Annotated in this window: 9 protein-coding genes and 1 pseudogene; all 10 read right to left on the reverse strand. The window is 70.6% G+C overall.

From position 1 onward, the window contains the following. Positions 1-35 precede the first annotated feature (35 nt). Positions 36-2,840 (reverse strand): beta-L-arabinofuranosidase domain-containing protein, encoded by a 2,805-nt coding sequence (locus DI269_RS22680; RefSeq protein ID WP_112140167.1) that lies wholly within the window; start codon positions 2,838-2,840, stop codon positions 36-38. After that, entirely contained in the window at positions 2,837-4,255 is a 1,419-nt protein-coding gene (locus DI269_RS22685) for an aminopeptidase P family protein (protein ID WP_112140169.1), read from the reverse strand. Before DI269_RS22685 ends, DI269_RS22680 begins: the two co-directional genes overlap by 4 nt. Next, the gene (locus tag DI269_RS22690; RefSeq protein WP_198667655.1) at positions 4,252-5,535 is read right to left on the reverse strand and encodes an alpha/beta fold hydrolase; all 1,284 of its coding nucleotides are present in this window, start codon (positions 5,533-5,535) and stop codon (positions 4,252-4,254) included. The genes DI269_RS22685 and DI269_RS22690 overlap by 4 nt, the downstream gene beginning before the upstream one ends. Further along, complete coding sequence (locus DI269_RS22695; protein WP_112140172.1) at positions 5,532-6,389, reverse strand: ATP-binding cassette domain-containing protein; 858 nt, start codon at positions 6,387-6,389, stop codon at positions 5,532-5,534. Before DI269_RS22695 ends, DI269_RS22690 begins: the two co-directional genes overlap by 4 nt. Continuing rightward, positions 6,386-7,240, reverse strand: coding sequence for an ABC transporter ATP-binding protein (locus DI269_RS22700; RefSeq protein WP_112140175.1), 855 nt, complete (start codon positions 7,238-7,240; stop codon positions 6,386-6,388). The genes DI269_RS22695 and DI269_RS22700 overlap by 4 nt, the downstream gene beginning before the upstream one ends. After that, positions 7,237-8,235, reverse strand: a complete 999-nt coding sequence (locus tag DI269_RS22705) for an ABC transporter permease (protein ID WP_112140178.1) — start codon at positions 8,233-8,235, stop codon at positions 7,237-7,239. The genes DI269_RS22700 and DI269_RS22705 overlap by 4 nt, the downstream gene beginning before the upstream one ends. Then, positions 8,232-9,206, reverse strand: coding sequence for an ABC transporter permease (locus DI269_RS22710; RefSeq protein WP_112140180.1), 975 nt, complete (start codon positions 9,204-9,206; stop codon positions 8,232-8,234). Before DI269_RS22710 ends, DI269_RS22705 begins: the two co-directional genes overlap by 4 nt. Before the next feature lie 5 nt (positions 9,207-9,211). Then, positions 9,212-10,897: an ABC transporter substrate-binding protein gene (locus DI269_RS22715; protein WP_112140183.1), complete on the reverse strand. Its 1,686-nt coding sequence runs from the start codon at positions 10,895-10,897 to the stop codon at positions 9,212-9,214. A gap of 207 nt (positions 10,898-11,104) precedes the next feature. Further along, a complete protein-coding gene (locus DI269_RS22720; RefSeq protein ID WP_112140186.1) occupies positions 11,105-12,094 on the reverse strand; it encodes a HEAT repeat domain-containing protein in 990 nt (329 codons plus the stop codon). Next, positions 12,081-12,210 (reverse strand): annotated as a pseudogene (locus tag DI269_RS29200) (HEAT repeat domain-containing protein); the annotation flags it as partial. The gene DI269_RS22720 and the pseudogene DI269_RS29200, both read right to left, overlap by 14 nt.

The following is a 12,210-nucleotide window of genomic DNA, read 5'->3' on the forward strand; positions in this document are numbered from 1 at the left end:
CCCGATGACCGCCTGATCGTGCCTGTATCCGCAGCTCACAGCTGATCACGCTTCCCCGGGACGACGAGGCGCCGCCGGGGCTCCTCGTTGCCGGCGCGGTCGGTCGCGGCGTACTCGATGGTCTGCGGCTCGTCGTCGATCGCGCGGACGAACGCCTCCTGGAACGTGCCCCAGAACGTGCCAGGCCCCTCCCACTGGATGCGCTCGACCCCGGAGACGCCGTCGTCGGCGTGCAGGGTGATCTCGACGCTCGCGCCGAGGTCCTTCACGGTCGCGCGGGAGACCGGCGGGGTCGTGTCGACGCTGATCTCGCGACTGACGGCGCCGGTGAGGCCGTCGGGGTCGGTCACACGGGCCTCGATGAGGTGAACGCCCTCGTCGGTGATCGCGACCGGCTCCGAGTAAGGGGTCCAGTCGCCGCCGGAGACGCGGAGTTCGAGGCGGAGCCGGTCTTCGGCGCCGGAGTTGTCGATGTCGAAGCCGCGCAGGCGGATTCGAGGGGCGGTGGTGAACCAGCCGGAAGGGGCGGGCTCGTCGAGGATCTCGATCGCGACCGCCGGGGGGATCTGGCCGGGGTCGGCGACGACCGGGATGTCGCCGGCGGCGAAGGGTCGCGGCTGCCCGGTGGCGCCGTCGAAGGCGGCTGCGGCGGTGAGGATTGTCGCGAGTTCGTCGCGTCCGAGGAGCCCTTCGGCGCGCACGCGGGCGGCGACGGCCGCGACGCGGTCGAGGAACGCTTCGCGGGAGGGGAACGACCCGGGCGCCCACAGTTCGTCGAGGAAGGTGCCGCCGTCGGAGCGTTGGCGGTTGGGCACGCCGGTTCCATTGCCGCCGAAGGCGATTTCGGCGTCGGAGGAGCGGACGTACATGTGGTAGCGGCCGTCCTCACCCGACCAGCAGGGTTCGAATGAGAGGCGTTCGGAGCCGGCACGTTCGGAAGCGACGCTGTCGAAACCGGGGTTGTCGAGCTCGATCACGCCTTCGCGGGCGAGTTCGGCCAGCAGGTCGGCGCCGGTGCGGCCGGTGATCAGGCTGCCATCGAACGCGCGGCGGCCGTTGAGCCCGAAGGCGAGGTTGGTGGTCGCCTCGGACTGGGCGAGCAGGAGGGTCGGGCCGAGGAACAGCGCGCACTGGCGCGGGTCGTCGATCGTCGGCTCGGCTCGGAGTGAGGCGGGCGTGGTGAGGACGAGTTCGTCGCCAGCGCGCCAGACGCGGGTCAGCGCGACGTATTCACCGGGGACGGGGTCGATGCCGGTCGGTGCGTCGTTGAGCCGCAGTTCGAGTCCGCCTGCGGCCCAAGCGGGAACGCGGAGATGGACCGTGCGCTCGGCGCCCGCGGTATCGCCGGGCCCGTCGGGCTTGGTGCCATGTGATGTGGCACTGGCGGCTTCGACGTTTGCCGTTGCGGTGGCATGTGATGTGGCACTGGTCAGGGTCGTGAAGCGGAGGGTGACCGACTCTCCGAGGGGGTAGCCGGAGCGCTGGACCACGTGAAGGCCGGCCTCGGTCCATTCGAGGTCGGCGTCGAGGGGGAGGTTGGCGTAGAGCGCCTTGGGGCCCGCGAGGAAGACCGTGTCCTGGTATTTGACGTGGTTCTCCAGGCCGGTGCCGCCGCAGCAGGTGCCGACGTTGTCGTATTGGCGGAGGGAGCCCGGGTGGACCGGGAACATGTAGGTGACCTCGGGGCTGGTGTCCGAGCGGACGGCGCGGCGGGAGCCGAGGATGTGGTTGAGGAGGGTGCGTTCGTAATATGTCATATATTGCGGGTCGAGCGTGTGCGAGAACAGCCGCCGGGCGAGTTTGAGCAGGTTGTAGCTGGCGCAGGTCTCGGCGTTGCGGTGGCCGACGTCGCCGGCCACGGTGTCCGGCGGACCCCACAGTTCGCTTTCGCCGGTGCCGCCGTGGGCGTAGGTGCGGCCGGGGACGATCTGGTTCCAGATGCCGGTCGCGGCGTCGAGGTAGCGGCGGTCGCCAGTCTGCTCGTATTCGTCGACGTAGCCGATGAGCTGCGGCAGGTGCTGGTTGGCGTGCATGTCGGTGAGCACGTCGGTGCCCGAGGCGCCCGCGTCGAGCAAGGCCTTCTGGTCGAAGAACGCCGCCGTCTTCAGGAACCGGGGCACTCCAGCGGCGGCGCTCAGGCGGGCCATCGTCTCGTTCATGCCGCCGAATTCGCCCGCGATGTAGAGCGACCACATGCGCTGGCGGCGTTCGGGATCGAGGCGGGCGAGGCGGCCGTGGACCCAGTGGCCCATCGCGGTGGCGATCGTCAGGGCCTGGGCGTTGCCGACGAGCTCGTAGGCGTCGAGCAGGCCGGCCATGAGCTTGTGGCAGGTGTAGTACGGCGCCCAGATCTCCCCGTACGGCGCGAAGTCCTCCAGGCGGGAGAACTGCCATTCGCCATAGGCGGCAAGGAATCCCGGGTGCGAGTAGCGGCCGGTCGCGGCAAGTGCGGTCTGGACCTCGCCGAGGCCCGCGACGAACGAGTCCACTTTGGCGTGGAGCGCGGGGTCGCCCTCCCCCGCTGCGGCGAGGGTGAGCAGGGAGAGGAAGTGGCCCGCGTAGTGCCCGCGCAGGAGGTTCGCGGTCTGGGCGTGTTCGCGGCCGGGGTAGTCAAGCTCGCCCCAGGCGTCCTCGTTGGGGTGGCCGAAGTCCTCCCAGTTGCCGGGCGGCAGGGCGCCGCGCGTGTCGAGGCCCGCGTTGCGGCGGAAGACGGCCAGGAGGCGGTCGATGGGGTAGACGCGGGCGAGGTGGAGGAGTTCGTCGCGGGCGCGGGCGAAGACGCTCGTGTCGTGGATGCGGACGGAGCCGAGCGGGAAGGGTTGCAGCAGTGGAGCGGTCATCGCTGCTGGGCCTTCGTCCACGCCTCGATGCCGTCGGCGTCGATCGGCAGGGCCGCCGAGAGCACTTCGGAGCCGGTCGCGGTGACGAGGACGTCGTCTTCGAGCCGCACGCCGATGCCGCGCAGTTCCGGCGGGACGGTGAGGTCGTTGGCGTGGAAGTAGAGACCAGGCTCGACGGTCATGACGACACCCGGCTCCAGATCGGCGCCCATGTAGTCCTCGTATTCGGCCTTGCCGCAGTCGTGGACGTCGAGGCCGAGGTGGTGGCCGATGCCGCAGGCGAGGTAGCGGCGGTGGTGCTGGCCGGCCGGGGAGAGGGCCTCGTCGACGGAGACGGGGAGGAGGCCCCAGTCGTGCAGGCCGGTCGCGATGACTTCCATTGCGGCGAAATGGAAGTCGAGGTATTCGGTGCCGGGCCGGATCTGGGCGAGGCCGGCGCGGTGGGCCTGTTCGACGAGGTCGTGGACCTCGCGCTGCTGCGCGCTGAAGGTGCCGGAGGCGGGGAGGGTGCGGGTGACGTCGGCGGTGTAGAGGCTGCGGGCCTCGACGCCCATGTCGAGGAGGAGGACCTCGTCGGGGAGGACGGGGCCGTCGCACCGGACCCAGTGGAGGGTCGGCGCGTGCGGGCCGGAGCCGACGATGGTGGTGTAGCCGGTGCCGTTGCCGAAGGTGCGGGCGTGGCGGTCGAAGGTGCCTTGGAGCCAGCGCTCGCCGAGGCCGTGGCTGACGGCGCGCGGGATCTCGGCGGCGACGGCGGCGAAGCCAGCGACGGTGGCGTCGACGGCCTCGCGAAGCTGCTCGATCTCCCACGCGTCCTTGATCATCCGCAAAGTAGAGAGGTGGCGTTCAAGGAGCGGGGAGGGTTCGAGGCCGTGCTGGGCGACGACCGCGTCGCTCACGGCTTCGGTGGTCAAGGCGCCCTTGAGGTCCTGAGTGTCGAGGTCGGTCAGAGGCTCGACGGGGAGCTGGAGGGCGTCGGCCCATTCGGGCAGGCCCGGGGAGGCGCCGACCCACAGTTCGCCGTGGGCGGCGTCGGCGAAGAAGCCGGTGTCGCCGGGGCGGAACGGCGGGGGCATGAACAGGCGGGCGTCGTGGCCGCCGGGGCGCGGGGTCATGACGAGGACGGCGCCTTCGATCTGGCAGCCGGTGAGCCAGGTGAAGTCGCTGTCGGCGCGGAAGAGGTAGTCGCTGTCGTCGTTGCGGACCGGCGCGGTCCCGGCGGCGACGACGATCGCGGCGCCGGGCAGGCGAGCCGAGAGGCGGTCGCGGTGGGCCGCGGCGGCTTCGGGGGCGCCGGGGACCGGGGTCGCCGGGACGGGGGCCGAGTCCCAGCCCGCCGCAATGGAAGCGGTGAACGCGGGGGTCTCGGCCAGCCGCGGGTAGCGCGTGCCGGCGTAGGGGGGTCGTTGGGTCATCGCCGTTCTCCTCCTCGGTCGCGGACCAGGTCGCGCAGGCGGGTGAGCACCTTGCCCGATCCGATGCCGTCGTGTTCGAACTCGTTGGTCACCCATGCCTGGGCGTTGCCGATGCCGTTGAGGGTCTCCAGTTGCAGCCCGGAGTCGACGAACATGTCGTCGAAGTAGACGACGGCCGCGACGGGGACCTCGTTGGCGGCCAGGCGTTCGGCGTCGAGGATCGGGCTCCATTCACGACGCTCGGCGAGGGCGTTGACGGCGGGCGCGAAGCCGCGCAGGAGCCTGACCTCCTCGAACATCCACGGGAAGGCCATCTCGCCGGTGAAGGGGAGCGGGCGCCGGTCCTCGCCGAACTCGGGGCGCCGGTCGCGCTCGCGCTGGGCGGCCCAGGCGGTGGGGCCGTTGGGGCCGTCGCCGTAGATCGACTCTTGGAGCGTCCAGAAGAGAGGGTTGGCGGCGGAGGAGGTGCGGGCGAGGACGTCGGCGAGGAAGCCCTCGGAGAGGCGGCCCTCGCGGATGAAGGCGTGCTCGACGAGCCAGTGCATGCGCTCGAAGCCGGGCTTCATGCCGAAGTCGATGCCGAGGGTCTGGAAGCGGCGCACGGTGAGGACGTCGCCGTCGGGCAGCAGCACAGGGTCGGCGGCGAGCCGGTCCGCAATGGCGGCGACGGTGTCGGCGTCGTGGGGGTAACGGCGGTAGTACTCGGCGGTCTTGGTCGCGACGCGGTCGAAGGTGCGCTTGTAGACCTCGTCGGCGCTCATCGGGTTGCCGGGGATGCCGCCGCACACGTATGCGGCGCTGAGGGCTTCGGGCGCGCGGGAGAGGTAGGCGAGGGTGAGCCAGCCGCCGTAGGACTGCGCGAGCGTCGTCCATTTCCGTCCGCTGTAGACGGTGGTGCGGACGTGTTCGAGGTCGCGGACGATCGAGTCGGCGCGGAAGCAGGCGAGGTAGTCCGCGCCGCCGTCGCCGAGCTCGGCGACGACCTGCGCGTCGACCGGGGTGCTGCGGCCGGTGCCGCGCTGGTCGACGAGGACGACCCGGTAGTCGGCGAGGGCCTCCTCGATCCAGCCGTCGGCCTTGAGCGGGCGCGGGTTCGCGCCGCCGGGGCCGCCCTGGAGGAAGGTCAGGAGCGGGAGGTCGGCGTCGCGGCGGTCGGGGTCGACGAGTTCGCGCACGAACACCTCGATGTCGCCGCGTGAGGGGTCGTCCCAGTCGAGCGGGACCTTCACGTGCCGTTCGCTGACCCGCATGCCCGGCATCGAATACTCGACCTGACTCATGCTCCGGCCTCCTGTCGTTCTCGGCGGGCGCGCTCGTTGCGGCGCCTCGCGGCGTCCCATTCTGGCCGGATCCGCGGGACCGCGGCGAGCAGTTTGCGCGTATACGGGTCCTGCGGGTCGCCGAAGACCTGGTCGCGGTCGCCGGTCTCGACGATGCGGCCCTCGTTCATGACCGCGACGCGCGTCGCGATCTGGCGCACGACGGCGAGGTCGTGGGCGATGAACAGGTAGCTGAAGCCCTCCTCGTCCTGGAGGCGCCGCAGCAGGTTGATGACCTGGGCCTGGACGGACACGTCGAGGGCCGAGACGGCCTCGTCGGCGATGATCAGCTTCGGGGAGACCGCGAGCGCGCGGGCGATGCCGATGCGCTGGGCCTGGCCGCCGGAGAACTGGGCGGGGAAGCGCGCGGAGTGGTCGGGGTTGAGGCCGACGCGCTCCATGAGCTCCCTGGTGAACGCGCGGGCGCCGCCGGGGACGGGGCGCTTCTGGTAGATGAGCGGGGCGGTGACGATCCGCTCGACGGTGTGCTTGGGGTTGAGGGAGGAGTAGGGGTCTTGGAAGACGACCTGGACTTCGCCGCGGTAGGCGTGGAGGTCCTTTCCGGTGAGGGCGTGGACTTCCCGTCCGGCGAACTCGATGGCGCCGCCGGTGGTGTCGATGAGGCGGGCGATGAGGCGGGCGGTCGTGGACTTGCCGGAGCCGGACTCGCCGACGAGCGCGAGGGTCTCGCCGGTGCGGACTTCGAGCGAGACGTCGTCGACGGCGCGCAGGCGGGCGGCGCGGCCGAGGAGTCCGGTACCGCGGATCGTGAACTCCTTGACGAGGTTCGTCGCGCGCAGGAGCGGTTCGCTCATCGGGTCTCCTCAGTGGACGTGGTGCGGAGCAGGCCGATCTCGTCGTCGATGCGGGGGACGGCGTCGAGGAGCATCCGGGTGTAGTCGGCCTGCGGGTCGCAGAAGATCCGTTCGGCGGGGCCCTGTTCGACGAGGTCGCCGTCGCGCATGACGACGATGTGGTCGGCGACCTCGCTGACGACGGCGAGGTCGTGGGTGATGAGGATGAGGCCGGCGCCGGTGTCGCGGCGGATCTCGGCGAGGAGGTCGAGGATCTGGGCCTGGACGGTGACGTCGAGGGCAGTGGTGGGCTCGTCGGCGATGATGAGGTCGGGTTCCATGCTGAGGGTCATGGCGATCATGACCCGTTGGCGCATGCCGCCGGAGAACTGGTGCGGGTAGTGGTCGACGCGGCGGGCGGCGTCCTTGATGTGGACGCGTTCCATGGCTTCGATGGCGATCTTGCGGGCGGCGCGGCGGGTGACGCCGGTGCGGTGCGAGCGGTAGGCCTCCATGATCTGGGTCCCGACGGTGTAGTACGGGTTGAGCGAGGAGAGCGGGTCCTGGAAGACCATGGCGATGCGGTCGCCGCGGACGGCCTGCATCTGGCGCTCGCGCAGGGTGGTGAGTTCGGTGCCGTCGAGTTCGATGGAACCGGTTCGCTTGGCGCCCTTGGGGAGCAGGCCCATGACGGCGAGGCTGGTCATGGACTTGCCGGAGCCAGACTCGCCGACGATGCCGAGGGCGCCGCCGCGGGCGAGGTCGAAGTCGAGGTGCTTGACGACGTTCGTTTCGCCTGCGGCGGTGGTGAAGCCGACGGTGAGGTCGCGGACGCGCAGCAGCGGCTGTTCGTCCCTTGTGGCCGTGCTCATGTCGCGCTCCCTACTCGCACCCGCGGGTCGATGGCCGTGTACAGGAGGTCGACGACCATGTTGCCGACGACGACGAGGAATGCCGCGAGGAGCGTGACGCCCATGATGACGGGCTGGTCGTTCTTGGTGATGGAGTCGGCGGCGAGCTTGCCGACCCCGTTGAGGCCGAACACGGTCTCGGTGATGAGGGCGCCGCCGAGGAGTCCGGCGAAGTCCATGCCGAAGATCGTGACGATCGGGGTGAGGGCCGGGCGCAGGGCGTGGCGGCGCCAGACGAGGCCGGGGCTGAGGCCCTTGGCGCGGGCGGTGCGCACGTAGTTCTCCTGGAGGGTCTCGATGACGTTGGCGCGGGTGAGTCTGGTGTAGACGGCCGCGGCGCCGATGGAGAGGACGATCCAGGGCATGAGGAAGTTCGCGAACCACTGGGCGGGGTCCTCGCTGAAGGGGACGGCCTGCGGGAACGGGAGCCAGCCGAGGGTGACGACCAGGAGGAACTGGAGCGAGAGCGCGAGCACGTAGTTGGGGATGGACATGCCGGTGAGGGTGAGGCCGGTGATGAACCGGTCGGCGAACTTGCCTTCTTTTACGGCGCTGAGGAGTCCGGCCGAGACGCCGGCGAGGAGCCACAGCACGGCGGCGCCGATGGCGACGGTCGCGGAGACGGGGAGGCGCTGGAGGATCATGTCGGTGACCGGCTGGCTGGTCTGGAACGAGTAGCCGAGGCACGGTGCGGCGCATTCGATGGCGTTGGCGCCCGTCCCGTAGGTGCGGCCGGCGAACAGGCCGGTGAGGAACGTCCAGAACTGGGCCCAGAACGGCCGGTCGAGGCCGAGGTTGGCGCGGAGCTGGTCGATCGCCTCGGGCGTGCAGTTCTTGCCGCAGATCTGCACGGCCGGGTCGGGCGAGAGGACGAAGAAGATCACGTAGGTGAACAGGCACACCAGGAACAGCACGACGGCCATGCCCAGCAGGCGGTTCACTAGGAAGCGGATCATGCGCGGCCCTCCCCGGACTCGGCGATCTTCTTGATGCGGTCGCCGAGGACGGTGAACGACAGCACGAGCAGGAACAGGAACGCTCCCGGGAACAGGAAGTACGCGGGGTCGACGGCGTACCAGGGCACCGAGCTCGCGATCATCTGGCCCCACGAGGGGGTCGGGGGGACGACGCCGACGCCCAGAAAGGACAGTCCGGCTTCGGTGCCGACGTAGCCGGGCACGGCGAGGGTGGTCATGACGATGATCGTGGAGGAGAGGTTCGGGAGGATCTCCTTGAAGATGATCTGGGCGCTGGAGGCGCCCGAGGCCTTCGCGGACTCGACGAACTCCCTCTGCTTGAGCGACATGGTCTGTCCACGCACGATCCGGGCCAGGTAGGGCCAGCCGAAGAAGGAGATCACGACGACCAGGAGCGCCTGGCGGTTCTCGGCCGGGAGGGCCGAGAGGACCGCGATCATGAAGATGAGGGCCGGGAAGGCCATCAGGAACTCCATGACGCGCGAGACGACCATGTCGATGCGCCCGCCGAAGTACCCGGCGACGAGTCCGAAGACGACGCCGAGGACGCTGGTGAGCGCGGTGGCCAGGAGCGCGATCGTCATGGACACCCTGGCGCCGTAGACGATCCGCGCGAAGATGTCGCGGCCGTTGCCGGGCTCGACGCCGAACCAGTGGTCGGCCGAGATGCCGCCGCCCCAGCCGAGCGGGAGGCCGCCGAGGTTGGAGTCGACGGCGGCCTGGTCGAATTCGAGCGGCCCGTGGCCGCTGAGCTTGACCAGGAGCGGCGCGGCCAGCGCCATGAGGATGACGATGAGGATGTAGGCGCTGCAAGCGATCGCGACGCGGTCGCTCAGGAAGGCGCGCACGAGCCGTCGGCCCGAGGCGGGCGGCGAGGACGATGCGGGATCGCCCATCGCCTCGCCGCCCGCGGCACCTTCAGCTTCGATTGCTGTCGGAGTGAAGGTCATCGGTATCAGCCCGCGGACGGGTCCTTGAGCCCGATGATCGTCAAGTCGGTCAGGCTGGTGTTCGGGATGTAGTTCGCGACGTTCTCCCCGGGGAGGAAGACGCCCTTCTCCCACAGCAGCGGGGCCATCGGCGCGAGCGCCATGACCTCCTCGTCGAACTCGCCCCACTCGGTGTTCGCGGCGTCGAGGTCGGTCATGGCCTTGATCTCGTCGATGCGGGCGTTGATGCCTGCATCGTTGAGCTGGGCGAGGTTGTTGTTGCCCTTGTCGGTGATGAGTCGGCCGTCCACAAGGGGCGGGACCATCGTGGACGCGGAGGACGCCCAGTCCGGGCACCAGCCGGTGATGGCGGCGTCGTGCTGCTGGGAGGGCGTGCCGATCGTCTCGTAGAACGTCGAGGTGTCGATGACGTTCAGCTCGACGGTGACGTTGATCTTCGCGAGCGCCTGCTGGATCGATTCGGCCTGCGCCTGCATGATCGGCTGCGAGCGGATGTCCAGCGTGAACGAGAAGCCGTCCTGGAGGCCGACGGAGGCGAGGAGCTCCAGGGCCTTGTCGGGGTCGCCGGTGCCGCCGTCGCTCGGGTAGAGGTCGAAGTCCTTGTGGCCGTTCACCGAAGGGGGCGTGATCGTGGTCGCGGGGTCGGCGAGCTGGTTGCCGCCCGAGGCCGTCTGGAGCGAGGCGCGGTCGATGGCGTAGTTCATCGCCTGCCGGACCTCGACCTTGTCGAACGGGGCCTTGGTGGTGTTCATGCCCATGTAGGTGGTGCAGTAGGCGGCGGCGGTCTCGACCCGGTCGGCCAGGTCCGGGGACTGGAGCCGGGCCAGGGTCGCGGGCTGGATGCGCCCGGAGATCGCGTTGACGTCGGTGCCCTGGCCGGCCATGAGTCGCTCGTCGATCGTGGCCCCGTCGAGGCCGATCTCGAACTCCCACGCGTCCGGGTAGGCCTTGCGGACGTCGTCCGTGTCGGCGTCCCAGTACTCGTTGCGCACCAGCTTGATCATGCTGCCGGGCGTGTAGGACTCCAGCGTGTACGGGCCGGAGGCGATGATGTCGTTGATGAACTCGTCGCCCGCGCCGGTCCCGACCGGGAACGGCACCGCGTTCGGCTGGGCGAGCACGCTGTCGAACTCGGGGAACGGCTTGATGAGGTGGAAGACGATCGTCTTCTCGTCGGGGGTCTCGATCCCGGGGTGGTCGCCGGAGGTGTACGGGCCGGCGTAGTCGGCGGGGGCCTCGATCGTGTTCCGCAGCCACGGGGAGCCGATGCCGATCTCGGGGTCCCACGCGCGGGAGATGCCGAATTCGAGCTCGGTGGAGGTGATCGGGTCGCCGTTGTCGAACTTCAGGCCGTCTTTGAGGGTGTAGGTCCAGGTGAGACCGTCTTCGGAGGCCGTGCCGAGGCTCTCGGCCATGTCGGGGACGACGGCGTTCGGGTTCTCGGCGTCGCCGGCGGCCTGCATGGTGAGGCCGCGGTAGACGAGGCGGTAGAAGGCGTTGACGCCGCCGTCCCAGCCGCGCGCCGGGTCGAGGTAGGAGAAGTCCGCGTTCTGGAGCATGTGCATGGTCCCGCCGGAGACGGGGTCGTCGCCGGCAGCGCCGCCGGAGGTGTCGTTCTGCCCGCTACAGGCGGTCAGGAGCAGCGCCGCGGCGACGAGGGCCGCCGGTGCGCGCGTGAGCTTCTTCAGCATGGGGGATTTCCTTTTCGGTTGTTCGCGCCGGTCGACCGCTCCTTGCGCCCGGGGGGCGGGCGTGCTCGGAGCCGTCTGGCCGGGGCTCTGGAGGCGCCGGTTCGCAGTAACATATCACATATCACATATCACTGATCCGGCCTTGATCTCCAGTGCGAACGCGCCCGTCAGCGAGGGGAGCACGGGGCCCGCGGGCAGGTCCCGGCGTCAGTCCCGTTCGAGCAGCCCGGCGAGGGCCGCGGCCGTCCGGGCGACGGTCGGGTCCTCGTCCTGGGCCGCAAGGTGAAGCAGTTCGAGCGCGAGCGGGGTCGGCAGTTCGGCGAGGGCCTGGACGAGGCGCAGGCGAACCTCCGGGTCCTTTGTGGAGGCCGCCGTGAGGGCGTGCTTGATGCGGTCGGACTGCGCGGGGTCGGCCGCCAGCGCGCCCAGGACTTCGGCGGCCTCGACGTCGTTCGTGCCCTCGACGACCATGCGGACGAGGACGGGGACCGCCTCGGGTCTGCCGCGGGAGCCGAGGGCGAGGGCCGCGTGCCGGCGGACCGCGGCGTCGCCGTCTTTGAGTGCGGCAGTGAGGAACACGGAGGCCCGGTCGTCGGGGATCTCGGCGAGGGCCAGGACCGCGCGGCGCCTGACCTGGACGTCCGCGGACTCCAGTCCGGGGGCGAGGCTGGCGGCGACGTCGTGGTCGGCGCGGGCGAGGGCCCAGCGGAGGGCGCCGGCGACGTTCAGGTCGGACTCGGTCAGGATCGCCTCGGCGAGGGCCGGGGCGGGCATGTCGGCGGCCGGGGCGAGGACGGCCTGCTGGCGGCGGGCGGCGTCGGGCGAGGCGAGGCCGTGGAGGAGTTCGACGATGCGCAGGACGTCCTCCCAGCCGGTGGGCTCGGTCGCGTCGACCGCCTTGAGCCGCTTGAGGAGTTCCCGCTCGCGGGCGAGGCGGCGCTCGGTGGCGTCGATGAGGTCGCCGATGAGGGCGGCGGGCGCGAACTCGGGGTCGTCGAGGACGCGGCCGATCTGGCGCAGGGACAGGCCCAGGGTGCGCAGGCTCTCGACGTGGAAGATCCGGCGGATGTCGGCGTCGGAGTATTCGCGGTACCCCCCGACGGTGCGGCCGGTGGGCCGCACCAGTCCGAGGGCGTCGTAGTGCCTGAGCATCCTGGTGCTCACGCCGGATCGGCGCGCGACCTCACCGATCAGCATCGGGCTCCTTGCCGCCGAGGGCGAACGCGCGCCGCGCGGTGTCGAGGTTGAGCTCGAACGCGGCGTCCGGGTCGCGCAGGAGCCGCTCGGTGGCGCGCGCGTGCGCGGCCACGCGC

Source organism: Glycomyces dulcitolivorans, assembly GCF_003265355.1.
Taxonomy (GTDB): domain Bacteria; phylum Actinomycetota; class Actinomycetes; order Mycobacteriales; family Micromonosporaceae; genus Glycomyces; species Glycomyces dulcitolivorans.